This is a genomic window from Pseudanabaena sp. FACHB-1998 (assembly GCF_014696355.1).
In the GTDB taxonomy this organism is placed as follows: Bacteria; Cyanobacteriota; Cyanobacteriia; order Pseudanabaenales; family Pseudanabaenaceae; genus Pseudanabaena.
Map to the genome: position 1 here is coordinate 1 of NZ_JACJQA010000027.1, position 21,017 is coordinate 21,017.

Consider the following 21,017-nt stretch of genomic DNA (forward strand, 5'->3'; position numbering starts at 1 on the left):
CGAGTTGCGGCGCGAAGCGCCGCAACTCGCTTCTGGTTTTGTGTCTTAACAAGAATGGCAACAGCTATATAGAGAAAGGCGGCGCAATGCGCCGCCTTTCTCTATTTGAAGTTCTGTAAAATTTGGGCTATTTCTAGAGGGGAGTTAGCGATGAGATCTGCGCCATGATCGCTTAGTTCTGCTTCTGTCCCATAGCCATAGGTCACACCGATCGCGAAAAGTTGATTTTGCTTTGCGCCCACCACATCATGATAGCGATCGCCCACCATGATTGTCTGGTTAGTAGATAAGCTTTCCGACTGGATAATATAGCTAATTAGTTCGGCTTTGTGACTGCGTGTACCATCTAACTCGCTCCCATAGATGCCATCAAACCAAGGAGTCAACGCAAAATGTTCGATAATGCGTTTAGCGTAAACATGGGGTTTTGATGTTGCCAGAAAGATTTGATAACCATGATCGCGGATGCTTTGCAGGATTTTGGGGATATCGGGATAAAGCAAATTTTCATATAACCCGACCGTCGCAAAGCGATCGCGATAATGGCTAATCGCGATCGCAACTAAGGCAGGATCATCAATTTGCATTAATTGGGCAAAACTAACGGTGAGTGGGGGACCAATACACCACAATAAATCATCGGTTTCGGGTGCTTGGTAGCCAAGTTGCTCTAGGGCGTATTGAATACAGGTGGTGATCCCGATTTTGGGATCAGTCAAGGTTCCATCTAAATCAAATAGGACAGTATTCATTAAAAGTTTATTTTTTCACTGGCGGCTGTAGTTACTTGCGAAAATAAATCACCCATCGCCTGTCCAACTTGTCCAAGGGCGGACACGATTACTTCACCGCAATCAATGAGGCTTTGCCAAATATCTACACCAACATATACCTTGAGATAAATCCCCACCAAGACTAAAGATATGGCGGCGATCGCAAATTTTCCCACTAATTTTGCGAGTATTTCTAAAATTGCCGATGTTGCCCAGATTGCCGTACCGACAGCGATCGCACCCAAAATTAACGTCAGCGCATGATTGGTTTCCATAGTCAATAATTATAGCTGTAGTCACTTACATTACAGCGCTTTGCGCTCAAACCCAAACCAAGAAGAATGAGAGGAAGCGTTGCTTCGCAACGCTTCCTCTCATTCTTCTTGAGGATAAGAAATGAAAGGCGGCACTGCGTACCGCCTTTCATTTCTTTGGGCGCAAAGCGCTATACCTTGAGCGACAGAGATAAGATAGTGAATAGATTTGTGTTGAGGTGAAAAAGCTTGTGACAGAACAGCACCAGATCGGCGAAACTATTCAATCTCGTTATCGTATTACGAGTATCCTCGGTCAAGGTGGCATTGGGATTACCTATGCTGCTGAAGATCAGCAAACTGGCGATTGCGTAGCCCTCAAAACCCTATCTTTTCGGCGCGTTAATGAATGGAAAATCCTAGAGCTATTTGAGCGGGAAGCTAAGGTGTTAGCCCAACTAGATCATCCTGCGATCGCCAGATATTTAGATTATTTTCAAATTGATCGCGATCATGATCGCGATTTTTATCTGGTGCAGGAATTAGTGGATGGGCGATCGCTTGCTCAAGCCATTGTCGAGGGCTGGCATGGGACGGAAGAGGATATCAAATCTATAGCGGAGCAAGTGCTGGAAGTTTTAATCTATCTTCATGAACTCAAGCCACCGATCATCCATCGCGATATTAAACCCCAAAATATTCTGCTAAAACCCAATGGCAAAATTGCGATCGTAGATTTTGGATCGGTACAGGATACCTATCGCAATACACAAGTAAGCGGTAGTACTATTGTCGGAACCTATGGATATATGCCCCCCGAGCAGTTTCGCGGTAAAGCGATTCCTGCAACCGATCTCTATGCTTTGGGGGCGACGATTTTGTTTTTGCTCACGGGGCGATCGCCTGCGGATTTACCTGAAGTGAAATTTAAGATAGATTTTCGGAGTTCTGTAAATATTTCCGCACACTTTGCCGATTGGATCGACCACATGATTGAACCAGCGATCGAGGATCGCTTTAGCAATGCCAGACAAGCTTTAAACGCTTTAAGAAAGGAAGCAATTTCCTCCCTTGATCGCCGTATCCGTGAAATTGAAGTCAAGCTTTCGCTGGCGGGTAATCCCACTCCCGTTAAACGTCGCTACGAAAAGCCTTTGGGCAGTCGAATTGACCTCAAAAAAAATGATCATTCTCTGGAAATTAATATTCCGCCCTCCTACTGGCGGGGGGATGGGATCGGGATTTTGTTATTTGCGATCTTCTGGAATGGGTTTCTCTTAATGTGGACTTCTCTCGCTTCGAGGGTTGGAGTCTTCTCTTTATTTTCAATTCCCTTTTGGCTTGTGGGTGTTGGTTGCGCCTATGTTGGTCTATCTTCTGTCTTTGGCAAAGTCCATCTCATGATCGGCGATCGCCATTTTAGTATAGTCTGGGATGTACTAGGCATCAAGCGCCAAGTCAACGGCAAGACTCTCGATTTACGCCCCGTTGAGTTAAGGAGCTTCTATGAAGTTAATAACCAACCTGTGATGCAGGTATGTCTCAATCAAGGGGTTTATTCGCACAAGTTTGGGTCGGGCTTAAGTCGTGTAGAAAAGGAATGGCTACAGCAGGAAATTAATGAGTTTTTAGATGAATGGAGAACAAAAAATTAAGAGAGAAAGACGCTTTGCGTCCCTTTCTTATTTAGAAATCGACATCTTCATAAACTGCGGCGATCGCACACTCAAAATCAATACTAGTAAATTGCACCAAGTCCCCTTGTTCATAGGGTGTTAGCTCCCATTTCCCCCGCTCATTCAGCCGAAAAGCTTCAATATTAATCTGTTCTGAAGCGACTAAAACATATTCTCTTAAGCTCGATAACTGTCGATAACGGGAAAACTTACCGCCACGATTGTAAGCCTCAGTACTGGGTGACAAAACTTCAATGATTAGTTTTGGATAAAATACTGCCTTAGCAGAATTGCGATCGCGATCGTCGCAAGTCACCAGCAAATCAGGATAGAAAAACTCACCACTAGGCGAAATTCCCACCTTGGCATCGGAACCTAGCACCCGACAGTTTTTGCCGCGCAAATGCGGGCGCAGCAAAGCAATTAAATTAGCCGCCACCAGACTATGGGCGATCGTTCCACCTGCCATCGCAAATACATCACCATTAATATATTCATAGCGGATTTCTTGCTTAGCTTCCCATTCAAAATATTCATCGGGTGATAGTTTGGGATAGTCAGGTACGGCAATCATATTTTTAACCTCAAAAGTCAATATAAACGATTCATATTTATATTTTGCGTTTTGCAAAATCTTTACTAAAACCATTGACAAACTAAAATATGAACTGGTTTAATTAATTCAAGATTGAAATATTCAATATTTGGGTATACGTCTTAAGCATAACACCTGTGTCTCTCAGTTCAGTGCATGATCGTTGTTTTGACTCCGCACTAGCTAGAAAATGCAGATTGCACCTCTAACTAAAGTACTGGTTCAACATACTGAGTATGCGCTGAACTGATATTTACAGGTATTATGCTTAAGACGTTTACGGTCAAATACTTTAAAGAGACGCGCTATATAAACGCGATTTTTCTACATATCTGGCAATTTGATATTTCAAGCCTGTTAAACATTATTTAACGGAGTTTTTTAAAATGCCTAAGCAAATGACTAAGAAGCAAAAAGATGCCGTAAAACGTCTGCTTGCAAATGATTGGGGCTTTGGTTTAGTTTGTTTTTGGTGTCGGCAAGATTTACCATTTGAGCAACTTACCCTTGATCACTTGCTCCCCTCAAGTAAAGGTGGATCGAACAATCCAGAGAATTTACGCCTTGCTTGTTGTCAATGTAATGGCTCACGCGGTAACAGCCTATTTCCACCTGATCAAAGATACAGAAGTTCGTCTTTGAACAAATCTGGCAAATAACTTTTGATCAACTAAAACCTAGACTTTATATTTAGGTTTTAGTTGGTTTCGAGAACTATATTTCTAACAAATAAACTCAACAAAAATGCATAAACTTTTGATTTTTAATGACGAAAAATTACTTCGTCGTGCGCTTACTCATCGATCTTTTGTGAATGAAAGCTTCGATGAATCTGGACATAATGAAAGATTAGAATTTCTTGGCGATGCCATTCTTAATTTTATTAGTGGAGAATATCTATATGAGCAGAACCCTGAAATGGCAGAAGATGAAATGACTCGGAGACGTTCTGCGCTTGTAGATGAAAAACAGCTTGCTCGATTTGCCACTGAAGTCGGACTTGATTTTAGAATTCGTTTGGGAGAAGGAGCTAAAAGAGAAGGAGGTTATACCAACCCTAATATTCTGAGTAGTACATTTGAAGCAGTTGTTGGCGCTTACTACTTAGATAATCAACGTAATATCGATATACTTCGCCCTCTAGTACAACAACTATTTGACTCTGTACCCAAGGATGTCATGGTTGTTCGCTCAAGTATAGATTCCAAGAATAAGCTTCAAGAATTTGTGCAAGCAAATGGAGAAACAACTCCTCCAAAATATGAAACTGAACAGGTAGGAGGAATGTCTCACGCTCCAGAATTTCTGTCGAAAGTGTACGTTAACGGCAAAATTTACGGTGAAGGCAAGGGTCGCAACAAGAAAGATGCAGAAAAAGAAGCTGCTGCGGACGCACTAGCTAAACTGAAAAAACGAGGATTGCTTTAAATACTCAATTCCAAAAGCAATTAGCATTTTGACTGGTTTGGGTATTTTAGCGATCGCCATAATATTCGTTAACCTATAGTAGACTAGGGCAATAGCCTGAAAGCAACTTAGGTAAATCAAGATAAGCGAGTTTGTTAAAAATGATTAGAGAATTTAACGTTGTCATCGAAAAAGACTCTGATGGATATTTTGTCGCCTCAATTCCTAACTTGAGAGGCTGCCATACCCAAGCAAAATCCCTTGATATTCTCATGGAACGTATCCAAGAGGCAGCAGAACTATGCTTAGAATTCGAGAACCAAGACAGCCCATTTCCAGAATTTGTAGGTATACAGAAAATTTTAGTAGAAGTATGAGCAAGCTGCCAAGATTGACAGGAAACCAACTAATCAAAGCTCTCCAGAAAATAGGCTTCGAGGTGGTGCGAGTAAAAGGGAGTCATCATATTCTTATTCATTCGGAAGGCAGACGTACAGTAGTTCCAGTTCATTCTGGTGAAGATATCGGAACTGGACTACTTTCACAAATTCTGAGAGATTGTCAGATTACAAGAGATGAACTTAGAGACTTGCTATAGGTGAGAAAGATTTACAAAATGGCAATGCCATTTTGTAAATCTTTCTCACTAGACTAATCCTAAATTTGCGGCGACGATATGCCCACAGGCAAAGCCTGAAAAAGCTACTGCATTTAATCCCTGCCCGGGGAAAGTGCTGTCGCCGACACAGTAAAGATCGGGAATGGAAGTTTTATTGAAGGGCATTCCTAAAAGTCCCCAAGGCTTACCCGTGGGAATGGGACCATAAGTTCCATCCATCCGACCGAGAAAGCGGCGATGGCTGCGCGGTGTGCCAACTTCTTGATAGTCTAGACAAATCTCTAGTTTAGGAAAAATTGCTAATAGGCGATCGCCTAATTTTTGAGCGGCTTCATTCTTTTTAAGCTCATACTCTGATGGTGATAAGCCTTCCCATTCGCTGAGCCAACTAGGGGTGAAAGTATGCACAATATGATAACCTTCTGGCGCAAGAGAGCGATCAAGTAGGGTGGGAATTGACACGAAAATTGTGCCTTGTTCCTTCTGCATATCGTTCCAATCTTCGAGCAGAATATGATGACAGGCTGCGTCATCGGGAATGGCGGAGGCTTCAACGCCGAGATGTAAACTGAGGAAGCTAGGGGACTTTTGATAGCGATCTTGCCATCCCTTTTCGCCACTGGGTAAGGGTTCGTCCTTGAGCAAGTTTCCAAAGGTATCCCAACGGGTGGCATTAGAGACCACTTTCTTGGCATAGAGAATTTCGCCATTGGCAAGTTTTACCCCGATCGCCCCTGTGCTAGATTTTGCCTTGGGGATAATCTGGGTTACCCTTGCGCCATAACGAATTTCACCGCCCGCTTTGTCCAAGCCTTCAGCTAGCTTTTCAGCAATCTTACCTACGCCGCCCTTGGGGTAGTTAATGCCGCCATAGTGCCGATCGCTAAAGACCATTCCTGCATTGATGGCGGGGGTACGCTCGGCAGGAACCACTGACCAGCAGTAGCATTCCATATCAATGAATTGCAGTAACTCGCGATCGCGAATATATTTTTTAGCAATGTCTCCCGCATTTTGGGGTAGATAGGCGGCTAAGCCAATGCAAGCAAAGGGATTCTGGAAAAATACGCGCATTAGATAGCGCCATTCCTCAAGGGATAGCAACTCGATCGCATTTAAGCAATTAAAGATTTTCCAACATTCATCGTAAAACTGGCGAATTCCCTCACGCTCATGGGGAAAGCGATCGCCTAATTCTTGAAGAAACTGCTCATAGTCGCGATGGACTTCAATTTCGAGATTATTCGGTAAATGATAATGAATCTGCACAGGATCGGGAATGGTCTCCATTTGCATACCCACGGCGGCAAGCGCACGGGTGAGTAAGTTGGTCGTGCCGCGATCGCCAAAGCCAAAGATCATCGAAGCGCCCACATCAAAGCGGTAACCATTGCGCTCAAAATAGCCGCCACTACCACCCGCAATTAAGTAGCGTTCTAGAACAAGTACTTTTGCCCCCTTTACTGCTAATTGGGTGGCGGTGACTAAGCCACCAATCCCTGAGCCAATCACAATTACATCCGCATCGAGTGTTTGCGCCATTACATTTCTTAATCTAAGACCTCTCATTAATATTACAGCGCTTTGCGCTGCAAGTTTTGAAAGTCAGCCTTCGGCTGACTTTATCAAAACCCAATAAGAGAATTGCGGCGCTTCGCGCCGCAATTCTCTTATTGGGTTTTAGCTATAAAACCAAAACAAGCTGAGTCGCCCGCTTCGCAGGCGACTCAGCTTAAGCCGAGGTACTTATTAATCTTTCGCCTAATTGAGTCAAGTTAAGGGCATGACCACCTGTGACTAGATAAACCACATCGGCGATCGCCCCAATTTTACGACTGAGACCACCAAGGCGATCGCGAAACTGACGACCTAATTCATAGGCTGGCACGATGCCCCAGCCCACCTCTTCTGACACAAAAGTGATATCAACCTGACTAGTTTGGATGACCTGCAAAAGTTCTCTTTCTATTTTTGTCCAAGCTTCTTCATTTAATTCCAATAGATTAGCTAGCCAAGTTCCTAACGAATCTACCAACACATAGGGATATGGCTCGGATTTAATAACGGGATTATTGATTTCAAATAGACTTTGGGCTAGTTCCCTCGGAACTTCAAGAGTTTGCCACTCTGGGGGGCGGCGATCGCAATGTTTTTGCAACCTTGCTTCCCATTCCGCATCATCGGCGTAGCGCGAAGCCGTGGCAATGTAAATTACAGGCTTTTGCGATCGCTTTGCCAATAGTTCCGCCCATTCGCTTTTGCCTGAGCGAGTTGCGCCTGTTACGAGAGTAATCATGATTAAATAACTAAAGTTTCTAAAGAATCAATTTTTGATGCTGCAAGGCAGCATCAAAAATTGATTCTTTATTTTACTGCGTGTCCTTTGTCTTTAACTGATATCAAAACCCGCTTAATTTCTTCACTGCGAATGGGTTTACTCATATAGTCATTCATGCCCACCTCAAAGCAATTAGTCTGATCTTCGGGCATCACATTTGCCGTCATCGCTACGATATGCGGTTGGGATGGCAAAGACTGAAGCTGTCGAATTAACCTCGTAGCCGTTAAGCCATCCATTTCTGGCATATGCACATCCATAAAAATTAGGTCATAGGCTTTGGTAGCAACCTTTTGTAAGGCTTCTACTCCATTGCTAGCAGTTTCCACCGAATACCCAAACTTCTTGAGCATGAGCGTAGCTATTTTTAGATTTACAGGATTGTCTTCCACTAATAAAATTTGCAAAGGGAATGCTTCAGCCATTCGTTCTACATCATAGTTGCTCTTTTTGATTATTGATAGAGGAAGGCGGTCGTCATTAGTAACATCTGATAAAGCGATCGTAAAGTAGAAAGTAGAACCTTGCTCTTCAGGCTTCTGGAGGTTTTCCCAGTCCCTAGGTGGTTCGCCGCCAATTTCTCCCCGACTCTCCACCCAAATGGAACCACCCATAAATCCAACTAAATACTTGCAAATGGCTAACCCCAAGCCAGTACCGCCATATTTGCGATTAATGGAAGCATCCCCTTGGGCAAAGGGTCGAAATAGTCGATCTATCAGATCTTTAGAGATGCTAATCCCAGTATCTTGGACGGCAAATAGTAACATCTGAGAAGATGCCAGACTTTTGATAGTTAGCGTAACTTTACCTTTTTCCGTAAATTTAATGGCATTGCCAACGAGATTAATCAAAATTTGGCTTATCCTCGCAAGGTCACCGATGATTTGGGTGGGTACATCAGGGGTGATCGCCAAAACAAGGGTCGTCTCTTGAGCCGTAGCCTGTTTGCTTAACAGATGGCAAACAGACTGCACGGCATCTATAAGTACAAAAGGACGCTTATCTAATTCTAATTTTCCTGCTTCAATTTTAGAGAAATCCAGAATATCATTGATAATGGAGAGCAAAATATTGCCACTATCTTGAATCGTCTGAACATAGTCTTTTTGGTCAAAATTTAAAGGCGTAGTGGCTAATAGCTCCGCCATCCCAATGACACCATTCATGGGAGTACGAATTTCATGGCTCATATTAGCCAGAAACTCACTTTTAGATCTAGTTGCTAATTCCGCAGCTTCCTTAGCTTGCGCCAATATCAACTCCGCTTGTTTCCTTTCTGTAATGTCTCTGGCTACTTGAATAACCTTATCATCAGTGATAGGCGAAATATTAGCGGCAAACCAAATTTCTCGACCATTTAGTACGAGGCTGTAATCACAGCTGACTATTTTTTTTGTTTCTAACGATTCCTTCACGGCTCTTCTAATTGTATTCGCAGCAGTTTCAGGTAGTTCTTCTTCAATTGACTTATTTACAACTTCCTCAGGAGTACCTAGTAGATTTTCGAGATTGGTTGGCACTACTTTAATGCAGTTTCCTGACGCATTCCGAACTAGTCCCACATCAGACATCGCCGCAAAAAGAGCATTCTGTTCGGCGTAGGCTTCGCGTAGTTTTGCTTCATTTTTTCTCAAATTGATTTCTGCTTGCTTCCAATTGGTAATCTCTTTGATATAGCCATGCCATAAGGTGCTGCCATCGGGTTCACGCTCTGGAGTCGCATGTCCATGCAACCAGATGATGCGTCCATCGGCAAAACGTACTCGATATTCACATTGCCAAATTGTCAGATTTTGCGCGGATTCCTGAATGGAATCACCGACTAAATTGATGTCATCGAGATGGATCGCTTGAAAGACTGAAGATGCATCTTGTCGCACTTCTTCAGGAGTAACTCCATAAATATCGCGAATTCCCTGACTGGCATAGGGGAAATAGGAACTACCATCAGGTCGGAGACGATATTGATAAATAACGCCTGGAATATTGCGAGAGATCTGCTCAAGTTTTTGCTCTAGCTTCACTTGCGATGTCATATCCCGCACGATTACCAAAGCTTCGTTGTCATTGATGGGCGCAACTCTAATCTCTTCATAGGCGATTTGGTCAAATTTCATCAATTGATGGTTATAGATTTGCAGTTTTTTCGTCGCGATCGCTCTATCAATCGCCTGAAGTTGCATTTCTAGAAGATCTGGGGGTAAAACTTCTGATAGATGATTTTGAATAGAAACAAAGCTTTCCGATTCGTTTTTATGAGTAGCCTGATTCATAAAATCCAAGCAATATCCTTCACGATTTACTCTGAGTAACAAATCTGGAAACGTGTCAAGGATTGCTCTTTGGCGAATTTCACTCTCCCGCAAGGCTGCTTCCATGTTTTTACGCGCCGTAATATTCTCAATGATATTTTTAAGAGAATTGCCTAGTTGAGCCGCAATATTTTTTAAAACACTTATTTCATGGGGCTGCCACTGACGCGGGCGATCGCATTGATGAGCAATTATTAATCCAAATAACTCTAATGAGGATTGCCTCATACCTACAATAGGAACTACAACATTTGCCATTACTTGCATTTTAGTTAGTAAATTGGCATAGCATTCCTGCGTGGGATGATTTGCAATATCATCAATAAAGCTAATCCGCCCCTCTTGATATTGCTGCTTCCAGTTTTGAGCCAAGCAAGTATCGCTAATTAAATTTCCCGCAATGGGAATCCAAGGTTCCCCTACGGATTCTGCCATTACTACGCCATCATGATTGGGTAAAAATTGATATATCAATACGCGATCGCATTCCAAAATCCCCCTTGTCTTTTGTACAGTAATATCTAGCAAATCATCCAAATTTGAAGTATTATGCATCTGAAGCGTTAAATCAGTAATACGATCTAATATCTTCTCTAAAATAGTTTCCGTGTTACTGCTAATAGTCATATTTAAGTACAGTCTTCCGTAATTAATTAATAGCTAAATCGTTAATTCTTGAACAAATAGCAACGCTGTAACCTTCCCCCGAAGATACTTTAGCTGGAGAATCATGCCCCATTATAGATTCTTTTACTTTCAAAGATGTCTTGTGTTATGAAACGGACATTTACCTAAATATATAAAAACTTATTATTCCCTATAAAAATTATAAATGATTTAAGAGCTTAAATGGTTAAAAAAAACAGTTTTTTTAAGCTGTCTGAGCTAGCTATATAGCCATTCTAAAATGAGTCACGATAACCATAAGCTTATGAAAAGGGGCTTACGCCCTTTGCCTTTCTCACAAATTAAATAGGATTTCTATAGTTGAGATTGTATCTCTTATACCAATTTACAGTTCGCTCTACTTACAGCGCTTTGCCATTTCTTAAAATTTATCTGTAATACACAAAAATGAGAGAGTCTATATCTCTTTCGTTTTTGTAACAATCGTCAAAAGTATGGCGACCATTTTGTAAGTTAAAAACTAAATTTAGCTACTTATTAGTATGAAACAGCTTTGAAGTTTCACATCTTTCACATTCAACAAAAAACTGTAAACCATTCTTACGAATCTTAGTCTTTTCAGCACAACTTGAACATATGTTTTTTATAGATGTATTTTTGCCACAGTCATGACATTTAAAATAATAAGAGTGAACATAGAGAATGGAAATATTACCGCTTTGACAATGAGAACATTTATGTTGAAAATTTACAGACTCTAATTTTGCATTATTTTTAACAATTGGCTTGATAACTGGCTTATTAACAACATTTATAACCTTTGCCGTGATCTGTACAGAATCCTTAGAATTTACATCCTTTTTGGGAAGTGATTCTGAATTTTGCTTAGCAGATTTAATATTTACTGGTTTATGTTGTGACAGTAAAAAATTACTAATCCTTATTACTTCATCGGCATTAAACTCATAAGCAACATCTAAACTCAAGCTCAACAAACTATTTTTCTTGCGATAGGTCGATATAATCGCCTTTACATTTTCAGAAATTTGATCAGCTTTTGCCACATTTTCTAATTTATTATTTCGCGGACGATTGATAATTCCAGAGTCAGAAATTGCTACTAAAATGTCAATGGGCATTCTAGTAAAATGTGCTTGCCTTCCAAACAAAATTTTATTCAGCAGAGATTCGACATGATCTTCTAAATACTCTTTAAGAAACTTCCCTTGACGCTGCGCTTGCAAAATTGGCGAAGGCATTCCCTGCCATTGATTATTAAACCAACGTTTCCATTCCCCCAATTCATTTACTTCTACGCGGGTAGTTACACTCTTACTTTCAATAATGATAATTCCGTAGGGATGCAATATTAAATGATCGAGCTGACAAGCATCTTCTTGCTTTTCAAAGCGCAAGTTATTAAAAACTAATATTTGCGGATCATCCTTAAATTCACGTTTTAGATAAAAAGCTAGCTGAGATTCAGCATAATGTCCCGCTTGACCAAATTTGTCGGAAATTTCTGCACGCTCTAATTCTTTAATAATCATTATTTCCCTCAATATCCCCTAAATAGAGAGGATATTTCCTATCTAGACATCATTACATTTTACAAGCTCAAGATTAGAAACAGCATATCGCGTCATTTCTCACTCAAATCCAGAAAAAAATTAAAAGTGTTGCTTTTCAACACTTTTAATTTTTTTCTGGTGAGCCAATTGAAAGCTAATTAACCAATCGATTTAGCGTAGCTTTGAATTTCGCCAATCTGAAAAACTGCGGCAAACTGTAAGCCCTCCTTCGCGTAAAGCTCCGCACCACCCTGCTGGCGATCAACTAGCGTTAGTACATGGGTCACCGTATAACCCGCATTCCGCAACTTCTCCACCGCAAACAAAGCCGATTGCCCAGTAGTCACCACATCCTCTAAGACCACTACATTTGTATTTGGCTCTAGCAGTGGCCCCTCAATCCATGCTTCCGTGCCATGTCCTTTTGGTTGCTTGCGAATAATCAACGCAGGAATTGGCTTATTCTCATAAGCCGATACGACACTCACCGCACTGACAATAGGATCAGCCCCCAAAGTCAAGCCTGCCACAGCCCCCGTTCCCTCTGGCAACATCGACAATAAAACTTGACCAGTCCACAAGCCCCCAAAGGGATGTAGAGTCACTAACTTACCATTGATGTAATAGGTGCTTTTTTGACCAGAAGATAAAGTAAAGTCACCACTTTTGTAGGCAAGGCGACAGAATAAGTCTAATAATTTTTCGCGATTTGAATGTTCCACAACTTTGATTTATCTTTTGATTTTTGAGGTAAATGCACTTTAGTAAATGCAATTTTAAGTTTATAGCCATAGCTGTCGCTCAATAAAACCAAAAGAGAGATGGGGCGCAAAGCACCCCATCTCTCTTTTGGTTTTACTGCCAAGTAGCTACTCCCTTCCCCCACAAGTAGGAATAGCAACGCTTTGCCCTAATATTCCTAACTTGGGGTTTTGACAATTTTAGGAAATCAGTCAATTTATGGCTGGATCTGCTACATTAGTCAGCGTCCAATAGTGAGGATGTGTATTTATATGAGTACTCGGTTCTCTTGGCTAGCATCATCACTCGTAGCAGCAACAACTTTGCTCGCTAGTGGTGCTGCATTTGCCGACCCCCTGCTCACCGATCAAGATCAATTTCCGAGAAACTTTCCTCCTACCTATCCACAGGTACAGAATAAAGTCTTGGATATGACTTCTGATCCTAACTTGCCTAATCCCTACATTCAAACGACTTTTAGGGATCAATGGATTGAGCGCCAGTCAAATGCTTTACGAGCAATTCATCGAGACATGATGGACATGCAAACTCTTAGTGATGCGACTATTCGCACCCGTGACTTACCTAGTTCCTATTGCTCCTCTTTGCTTGCTGAAGGATTTAACGCTTGTGCGGCTCCCGAAGAGCCAGAGCCTGCTGTGCCTGCGCCTAGAGTGGAAACTCCAGCAGCGACTCCAGCAGCACCCGTTCCTGCCCTGTGGTAATCGGTTAAATTACCCTATTAAGTTTTTTGTGTTGAGTCTGGATTATTTTTACCTACATAGCAATGAAAGGGCTGCTTAGGATAAAAAAATAAAAGTGGCGGCGCTTCGCGCCGCCACTTTTATTTTGGGTAATCAACCTAAGAACCTAAGAAGCGCCGCAACTCGCTTCTTAGGTTTTTAATTATGCATTAGGAAAAATGCGGAGGCGGCGATTGGGTTCAGCGCCATAGCTTTCCGATCGCAGTTGGTAATGCTCGACTAGCTCATGTTGCATACGGCGAATTACCGAAGAACGTGGCAGCAACTCGACGGGCTGACCTTTAGGAATCACGATCTGCTCAACGGCTAGACGAGTTTCTTCAAGGGCTTCGATTTCATCTTCCGAATCACCATAGGCAAACATATTCAAGTCGGTAATCGTATCCGCAGGGCTTTCGTCGATATGCAAAATCCGCCGCAAAGCGCGAGTGATTTGGGGAAGGGTACTAGTTTTAATCGCGTGAATCGGGATTTGCCTTGCCTCGGCAACTTGACGCACTTTGGAACTAGTACGAATTTGCGATCGCAAAGCCAAGACAATATCCGCTTCATCCAAATCCTTAGTAATTTCAATCGGTAAATTGATGGATTGAATTACCTGCTCCGTTTGATGACGACTGACTCCATAGAGATAGACATTTAATGTGCCGAAGCGCTCTTGGATCGTGCCGTACACAGTCGCAGTTTCGTTAAATTCTTCCTCTTCCAATTCATTAGACGTGCCATTGTTAGAGAGATTTGCAGCGGTACTCGCGGGAACCTTGCTGCTGGAGTCAGCTAACTCTAGACGCATTTGCACTTGAGGATCAAGGGGAATGGGCTTGAGCTTACCCGTTGCTCGCCACCCTTTAATCGCAGGATTTCTGACCACTTCAGGATTTTTGGGCTTCTCCTCAGTGGTAGTTACTTCGCCCCCGTCGCTAACGGAACGAATTTGGCGACCAGGGTCACGATCGCGCAGCAGCATATCAATGGTTCCCGCCACATCGTCATGGACTGCCCAACGATAACGCTCCCACATTTCCACAGCGATATCAAAGGTGGGTAGCGCCTTGCGTTCGAGGATGCTCTTTTGAGGCAAGCCACGCCGCCGCATTTCTTCATCACCGAGGGTAACGGATTGAATACCGCCGATCAAATCAGAAAGGGTCGGGTTTTTGATTAAATTGGCAAGTTGATTACCATGTGCCGTGCCGACGAGTTGCACACCCCGTTCCGCGATCGTTCTGGCGGCTAGAGCTTCCAGTTCTGTACCGATTTCATCAATGACGATTACTTCAGGCATATGGTTTTCCACCGCTTCGATCATTACTTGGTGCTGCAATTCAGGTTGAGAGACTTGCATTCTACGCGCCCGACCGATCGCGGGGTGAGGGATATCGCCATCACCAGCAATTTCGTTAGATGAGTCAATAATCACCACGCGCTTATTCAAGTCATCGGCAAGCACACGGGCAATCTCGCGCAGAGCCGTAGTTTTACCCATGCCGGGTTTACCCAAGAGTAAAATCGATTTGCCTGTTTCTACTAAGTCGCGAATCATCGCGATCGTGCCATAGACAGCCCGACCAACCCGACAGGTTAAGCCAATAATTTCGCCTTTGCGATTACGAATGGCACTAATGCGGTGCAGGGTGCGCTCAATCCCTGCGCGATTATCGCCGCCAAATTCGCCCACTTGCTTAACGCAGATCGCTAAATCTTCTTTGGTGATCGGGTCATCGGTTAAATATTTAGTACTGTCAAAATAACGCGCTTCTGGCAACCTGCCTAGATCCATCACAATTTCGACAAGTTGTTCTAGCCCGCCGCAGAGTTCAAGGCTATTTTTGATGCGTGGTGGCAGAATATCGAGAAGTTGATCGAGGTTGTCTGTAACTTGCTTGCGGATGGAGTCCATTAGGCTTTTTAAAGGTTTTACGGTTAGGTTTAATTGCTAAAAGTGCTACTTCGCAGAACTTTTAGACTTGTTTGATTTGCGAAACTAATTGCTTGGCGATCGCTACGGCTTGCCAGAGTAAAAAAGTTGGGATAGCCCCATTGTAGCTATTCAGGCAATGGTCAACTAAGAGGGGAGGGAGAAGCTGGATTCAACTTAAACGCCTCAATCATGGTTTGATTCAATTTTGCAATGTAAGAGTTTTGTAGTTTGCCTAACTTTCTGATAATTAGCTTCCGCTCAAGAGTAACAATCTTAGTAACCCGAACTTTAGAAACAACCTTTAAGCCAATTACATCACCCTTTTGCAAAGAGATCATACGGGCTGACCATCTTCAAGGGTATAAATATCTGGCTCTGTTTCTAAAAACTTAAAAGCATTTCCTAACATCGCAATTTTTGCAATTTCTTTACTTGATATCTCTGCGGACTCCCAAAACAATTTTTCCTCTAGCAAAAATCTTTCTTCCCAAGAAAGCGATCTAATAACCTGTACAAGATTCTCAACTAATTGAATGTTGATCATATTTTCACCATACTTTAATTATTTAGATTTGTTTAATTTGCGAAACTAATTGCTTGGCGATCGCTACGGCTTGCCAGAGTAAACAAGATTTCTCTTCGAGGCGATCGGGGATTTCGGCTCCTGAATCTTCGAGAAAATCCATGACGATCTTACGGGCATAACTGCCGTAGGCAACGCCAGCGACAGGGATAGAGGCTTGGCGGAGCTTGGGGACAGTACTAGCATTAGTTCCGCCCGCCAGTTGCACAAAGCCAAGGGGTAGTTGAAAATCCAGCACTTTTTGTCCCAGTTGCAAAGCCGCCCTAGTTGCCCCATCACCGATATCACCACTCATCGGTCTGCCATCGGTTTGCCAAATTAGCGATCGCGGTTTCGGCTGCATCCCCTCAAGCAAAGAGAGCAGATAATCATGTAAATTTTCACAATCGGGGAAGCTAACCGCCACTAACTTGAGCTTGGGGATAATCGGGCTTAGGCGTTGCCAGAAAGCGGCAAATTCTTGGGTGCGATTGGGTTGGGTATGAATTTCGATCGCATCGACTTTTTGGTTAAGTACTTCATCAAAAATATCTTCAGGGATATAAACCTGTTCGCGAGTGTGGATAATCTGCACTGGGCATAGGGGCAGGCAACGACCGCACCCATAACAAAGATTGGATATTACCCCATTGTAATCATTACTAAATTTGATTGCAGTGGTGGGGCATACTTTTTCGCAAGGTCGGCTGCAATCAGCAGGGCAAAGCTCAGGATCAAAGATCGCCTTCCGAAAATGCGGGTCTTCGCCATCGTTAAAGCTAACCATCACCAAAGGCGATCGCGTAGCGCCTAAATCCATTGCCGCGGCAATACCTTCCCTAGCGGCAGCGATCGCCGCAGGATCGGGAGCCATATCAATACAATCGGCTCCTGCGAGGGTATAAATCAGCGCTAAATGCCGAATTGCGGGTAAATGTTGATAACTCGCACCACAAATGAGCTTAAACCACTGGTGCGATCGCAGAACTTCAATTTCCATAGTTTTTGACTCCTACCTAAACCCCATAGAGCTTATTGACCATCTCGTCTAGCTCTTCATAGGTATTGCGAATATCTTCTATTTTTTGCCTAATTTCGGCAGTTAGGCGATCGCATTCTATAAACACACTGGCAATATCACTATCAGTCTTGGGAATTTTGCCGTCAGTTAACAGGTTTTGCCAAGCTAGACCTCGACTTTCAAATTGTGGCAAATACTGTTTTAAATATTCTAAAACTAATGGGCTGTCTGACTGTAAAAGTTCAGAGTTCCTTCCAATGATTAGCTTATCGTCCTTGATTTTGACTTTGGTGATTTGTTCGTTGCGATCTCCAATCACTTCAAATCTACGGTTCTCAGCATCTAAAAAGCTCCAAGTACTAGGATTAATTTGTTGTAGTACTTTTAAAAAATCTACTTCTATTTTGGGTTCATTATTGTTGTATTTAAAGTTAATTTCATATCCCAACTGTCTAAAATTATAAATCTCCCAGTTCCAAGCGATCAGATTGTCAACCCGTTTTATAAATGCTTGCTGTCTTCTCAAAGAAATATCTTTGATTGGAATTTTGCGTAAATCATCAGAAAATGTTTCATCTCTTGTGCCTACACCCGTAGCATCAATAAATGAGTCAATAAGTGTAGAATTGAGAATTGCTATTATGTATTGCAAAGAAAATCTTTGAGATGTTTTTTTATTTGCTTCAACCAAACTACGAGATACAGATCTGTTATCTATATTGATTAGATGAAACCAAGGCAATAAAACTCTTACACTATGGGGATTAAAGAATCCTGCATCGACAATTGTTGCACCGCTTGTATGCCCCACAACAATATGTTTATATGAATACATTTCTGGAAAAGTTGGTCTGCGTATTCTTGAAGGTGCGCGTAAATTTTCTCCATATTCCAAATATCTAACTTGGTTAATTTGATACGTCCCTATATTTTTTCCCTCAATATATTTAACAGGATGTGATTCGTCTTGAGTGTTAGAAATCAAATCATCTTTAGTAAATTCACTAGGATATTTTTTGTCATGACTAGCTAAGTTCATACCTTCACTAATATAAACAATCTCATCAAGTAATATCGTTTGCTCTAAATCAATGACGACCTTTTTCTGCCTAAAGATCTCTTCACCTAGTTCTAATTGATTAACTTGGTCTTGATTTGCAAGATTCCTCAAATTTTCCCCATCACCATGCCAAAATCTTGTTAAATTATTCTCAGAACTAGGCGCTTTATTCTCAGCAATAAAAATCACATTATTCACCGCAGCATCAGAAAATAGTCTCACATTATCAAAGAAATCTATTTGTTTCAAAGTCATCTCTTTGCATAACATTTGACGAGATAGTTCAGCGTAGGGTGCATTCTCATAGGCATTAGAAGTAATGATTCCTAATCTACCAGTCTGTGGTTTTAGTAATCGCTTGCTCATTTCAATAAATGGAATAAATAAATCCCATTTTTTATACAAAGTTTCAAATCTACCCTGCGAAACTATTAACTGTCTGTATGCAAGTTGATCAGGTTCTTCTGCACGAACATAGGGAGGATTACCCACTACAAAATCGAATCCATCTACAAATTTACCCGTGAGAGTTTTAATTTCTGAAACAGTGCTTAGTTCTAAATCGAGGACAGGATTGAGAAAAATTGAACGAATATTTTCTGATTGTGGTAACAATAATGAATCAGTATTGTAAACATGAAAACGATCTATCGTACATTCTCTAAGATTGCCTGTAGCTTTCACTTGTTTAAGCAGATCAATCACTTGAATTAATAAATTTGTTTCGGCTAAATAACAAGCAAATGGATTAATATCCATGCAAAACAAAGAGGTTTTCACCTTCTGAATAATTAGAGGCACACTCCCAATCGGAATTTCACCTTTTTTCGATCTATAGGAATCAATTAGCCTTCTTGCTGCGTGGACTAAAAAGCTTCCTGAACCACCCGCTAAATCGATCAATTTTTTATCCAGAATATCAGGATTATCAGAAGTATAGCCAATACTATCTAACATATATTCCACAACCTTTCTAGGTGTGAAATAACGCCCCTGCTCATGCTTACCTTCAGTTACATAACGACCATAAACCATACCAATAATGTCGCTATCGATCGCCTGTAAATTAAACCGATTCAGAATATGTAAAACCCTGATCAAAGTATTGGGATTCATGTGATACCAGTTAAACAAATCCTCATTACTAAAGAAATGCGCGTAGATACTTTGAGCCGAACGATAGGACATTTCCAACAAATAATCCATCGACATCCCTTTCGCAAAGTCTAAATATTCTGGCTCAACTACCTCTTTCCATTTCTTAAAACCACCATCAGAAAACTTACGATTAATCAGCCCCTTATCTTCACAAATCCGCACCATCAAAAGGCGAATTACATACACATAAGCAGTTTGCCGCGCAAATTCTGCTTTTAATTTCAAATCGTCCGTATCTTGAAAAATTGTTTTCGTTACCAATTCTTTCCACGATTGAAAAAATTGCTGTGTCTTAATAGCGCGATCGTGCTTAATACTTTGTCTGGCTCTCCATGCGTGCCAACCGATCACCAGATCTTGATATTCCCGCAACTTTTGCTGTAGTTTCGGATCTAGTTTCGTAATTTTGGTTTGACGCTTGACATTAATTCCCAATTCCTTTTGCTTAGATTCTGAAATTGGCGAAAGTAAATCCAATTGATCAGCCTTGATTCCATTACTTTTCTTAATTTGAGACTCGCGTTTCTGTTCCGCTTTTTTGAGACGAGCCAAGAACTTATCCGCTAATTGCCGAATCGTACCAACTGAATTTTGAGCATAGTCGAGCAACTTCTCGGAAGCCCAATCATAATCATCAACCTCACTTAACCCCGACACTCGCAAATAGTTAAGAATCTGCTTGCGTAAATCTGTAATTACTTTCGGTTCCGTCGGCACATCATCAGGATCTGACCCATTCGGCAAATACTTCGCTTGGGTGTAGTCAACATATTCCTGCAACAACAAATCCAATTGATATAAAACATCCTCCTCCAGCAATCCAATTCCTCGCTTCAAATCCTCAATTAATAATTCATCAAAATTAGGATTATTTGTCTGTGAATAAGCCGACTGCTCCCATTCGCTAGGTAACTTACCAATATCTGCAATTAAAACATCAATGCCCTCAAAATTTTGTCGATGAAAGCGCCGATACAAACCTTTTAAGGATTGCAACTGCTCATAAGTTAAAGCATCGATCCCCGTCTGTGAATTGGCAAGCAAGTTTTGACCTTGATAAGTCTCCACAATTTGTTGAATATCTAAATGCAAAACCAAAATCGGCATCGTCGGATTGGCTAGATCCCACCCTAAAAGCAACCTACCATTACAAAGCAATCCCAACCCATAGCCACGACTAGGCGCATAACTTACCAATTGTTGCAACGGTTCAGGTTTACTCAGATCATAGGCAGTATGCTTATCTTCAACCAAAAAGCAGCGATAATCATCCGATAATTTAACCTGAAAATCTGGACGTGAATTATCCTTAGTCCCACCTGTTTGATTTTTGGTAATCTCCCCAGACTCAAAACCTAAAGTCGTTAATAATGGCAAAACAATCTTGGTGTCAACTATATTATCTTCATCATTAGTTTGAGGCTCGGCAACATATTCTAAATAAGTCTTACCCTCATAAAAGTTTTGACTGGATTTATCTCTGATAAATATTTCAAAGAAATTAGATGCAAACTCTTCAAACCTAGTCATGTTATGCCGTAGTGAGTTGATTTTATCTAGTTTTTATTTAACTGCTACAGTTAATTGTAACTCCAATCGATAGCACAGGTATAAG

At 41.6% G+C, this 21,017-nt stretch carries 19 protein-coding genes; 6 read left to right on the top strand and 13 right to left on the bottom strand.

Annotated elements, in window-relative coordinates:
* Positions 1-101: 101 nt before the first annotated feature.
* Positions 102-752: an HAD family hydrolase gene (locus tag H6F42_RS10265; protein ID WP_190399265.1), complete on the bottom strand. Its 651-nt coding sequence runs from the start codon at positions 750-752 to the stop codon at positions 102-104.
* On the bottom strand, positions 752-1,048 hold the full coding sequence (locus tag H6F42_RS10270) for a hypothetical protein (RefSeq protein WP_190399266.1): 297 nt from the start codon (positions 1,046-1,048) through the stop codon (positions 752-754). Before H6F42_RS10270 ends, H6F42_RS10265 begins: the two co-directional genes overlap by 1 nt.
* Positions 1,049-1,278: 230 nt before the next feature.
* Here H6F42_RS10270 and H6F42_RS10275 point away from each other — a divergent pair, with 230 nt between their 5' ends.
* The gene (locus tag H6F42_RS10275; RefSeq protein WP_190399267.1) at positions 1,279-2,682 is read left to right on the top strand and encodes a protein kinase; all 1,404 of its coding nucleotides are present in this window, start codon (positions 1,279-1,281) and stop codon (positions 2,680-2,682) included.
* 31 nt (positions 2,683-2,713) lie between these two features.
* Here H6F42_RS10275 and H6F42_RS10280 read toward each other — a convergent pair whose 3' ends face one another.
* Entirely contained in the window at positions 2,714-3,277 is a 564-nt protein-coding gene (locus H6F42_RS10280; protein ID WP_190399268.1) for a Uma2 family endonuclease, read from the bottom strand.
* 407 nt (positions 3,278-3,684) lie between these two features.
* Between H6F42_RS10280 and H6F42_RS10285 the strand changes: the two genes are divergently transcribed.
* From H6F42_RS10285 to H6F42_RS10300, 4 genes are all read left to right on the top strand, one after another.
* Positions 3,685-3,957, top strand: a complete 273-nt coding sequence (locus H6F42_RS10285) for an HNH endonuclease (RefSeq protein WP_190399269.1) — start codon at positions 3,685-3,687, stop codon at positions 3,955-3,957.
* An 85-nt stretch (positions 3,958-4,042) separates the two neighbouring features.
* Positions 4,043-4,726, top strand: a complete 684-nt coding sequence (gene rnc, locus H6F42_RS10290) for a ribonuclease III (protein ID WP_190399270.1) — start codon at positions 4,043-4,045, stop codon at positions 4,724-4,726.
* 140 nt (positions 4,727-4,866) lie between these two features.
* The gene (locus H6F42_RS10295) at positions 4,867-5,082 is read left to right on the top strand and encodes a type II toxin-antitoxin system HicB family antitoxin (protein WP_190399271.1); all 216 of its coding nucleotides are present in this window, start codon (positions 4,867-4,869) and stop codon (positions 5,080-5,082) included.
* Positions 5,079-5,303, top strand: coding sequence for a type II toxin-antitoxin system HicA family toxin (locus H6F42_RS10300; RefSeq protein WP_190399272.1), 225 nt, complete (start codon positions 5,079-5,081; stop codon positions 5,301-5,303). The genes H6F42_RS10295 and H6F42_RS10300 overlap by 4 nt, the downstream gene beginning before the upstream one ends.
* Positions 5,304-5,351: 48 nt before the next feature.
* Here the strand turns inward: H6F42_RS10300 and crtH are convergent, their stop codons facing one another.
* From crtH to H6F42_RS10330, 6 genes are all read right to left on the bottom strand, one after another.
* Positions 5,352-6,866: a carotenoid isomerase gene (crtH, locus tag H6F42_RS10305; RefSeq protein ID WP_190399273.1), complete on the bottom strand. Its 1,515-nt coding sequence runs from the start codon at positions 6,864-6,866 to the stop codon at positions 5,352-5,354.
* Between the two features lie 190 nt (positions 6,867-7,056).
* The gene (cobU, locus tag H6F42_RS10310) at positions 7,057-7,620 is read right to left on the bottom strand and encodes a bifunctional adenosylcobinamide kinase/adenosylcobinamide-phosphate guanylyltransferase (RefSeq protein WP_190399274.1); all 564 of its coding nucleotides are present in this window, start codon (positions 7,618-7,620) and stop codon (positions 7,057-7,059) included.
* Positions 7,621-7,688: 68 nt separating this feature from the next.
* Positions 7,689-10,604: a response regulator gene (locus H6F42_RS10315; protein ID WP_190399275.1), complete on the bottom strand. Its 2,916-nt coding sequence runs from the start codon at positions 10,602-10,604 to the stop codon at positions 7,689-7,691.
* 530 nt (positions 10,605-11,134) lie between these two features.
* A complete protein-coding gene (locus H6F42_RS10320) occupies positions 11,135-12,154 on the bottom strand; it encodes a nuclease-related domain-containing protein (protein ID WP_190399276.1) in 1,020 nt (339 codons plus the stop codon).
* Positions 12,155-12,333: 179 nt separating this feature from the next.
* Positions 12,334-12,897 (bottom strand): orotate phosphoribosyltransferase, encoded by a 564-nt coding sequence (gene pyrE / locus H6F42_RS10325; RefSeq protein WP_190399277.1) that lies wholly within the window; start codon positions 12,895-12,897, stop codon positions 12,334-12,336.
* Entirely contained in the window at positions 12,867-13,040 is a 174-nt protein-coding gene (locus tag H6F42_RS10330; RefSeq protein WP_190399278.1) for a hypothetical protein, read from the bottom strand. The genes pyrE and H6F42_RS10330 overlap by 31 nt, the downstream gene beginning before the upstream one ends.
* Before the next feature lie 148 nt (positions 13,041-13,188).
* Between H6F42_RS10330 and H6F42_RS10335 the strand changes: the two genes are divergently transcribed.
* Positions 13,189-13,641, top strand: coding sequence for a hypothetical protein (locus H6F42_RS10335; protein ID WP_190399279.1), 453 nt, complete (start codon positions 13,189-13,191; stop codon positions 13,639-13,641).
* A gap of 181 nt (positions 13,642-13,822) precedes the next feature.
* Here H6F42_RS10335 and H6F42_RS10340 read toward each other — a convergent pair whose 3' ends face one another.
* The 4 genes from H6F42_RS10340 to H6F42_RS10355 form a co-directional block, all read right to left on the bottom strand.
* Complete coding sequence (locus tag H6F42_RS10340; protein WP_190399280.1) at positions 13,823-15,580, bottom strand: R3H domain-containing nucleic acid-binding protein; 1,758 nt, start codon at positions 15,578-15,580, stop codon at positions 13,823-13,825.
* A 355-nt stretch (positions 15,581-15,935) separates the two neighbouring features.
* Positions 15,936-16,145: a hypothetical protein gene (locus tag H6F42_RS10345; protein ID WP_199288978.1), complete on the bottom strand. Its 210-nt coding sequence runs from the start codon at positions 16,143-16,145 to the stop codon at positions 15,936-15,938.
* Between the two features lie 22 nt (positions 16,146-16,167).
* Positions 16,168-17,163 carry an LdpA C-terminal domain-containing domain gene (locus H6F42_RS10350; RefSeq protein ID WP_190399281.1) on the bottom strand — a complete coding sequence of 332 codons (996 nt, stop codon included), beginning with the start codon at positions 17,161-17,163 and terminating at the stop codon, positions 16,168-16,170.
* A gap of 16 nt (positions 17,164-17,179) precedes the next feature.
* Positions 17,180-20,932 carry an N-6 DNA methylase gene (locus H6F42_RS10355; protein WP_190399282.1) on the bottom strand — a complete coding sequence of 1,251 codons (3,753 nt, stop codon included), beginning with the start codon at positions 20,930-20,932 and terminating at the stop codon, positions 17,180-17,182.
* Positions 20,933-21,017 lie beyond the last annotated feature (85 nt).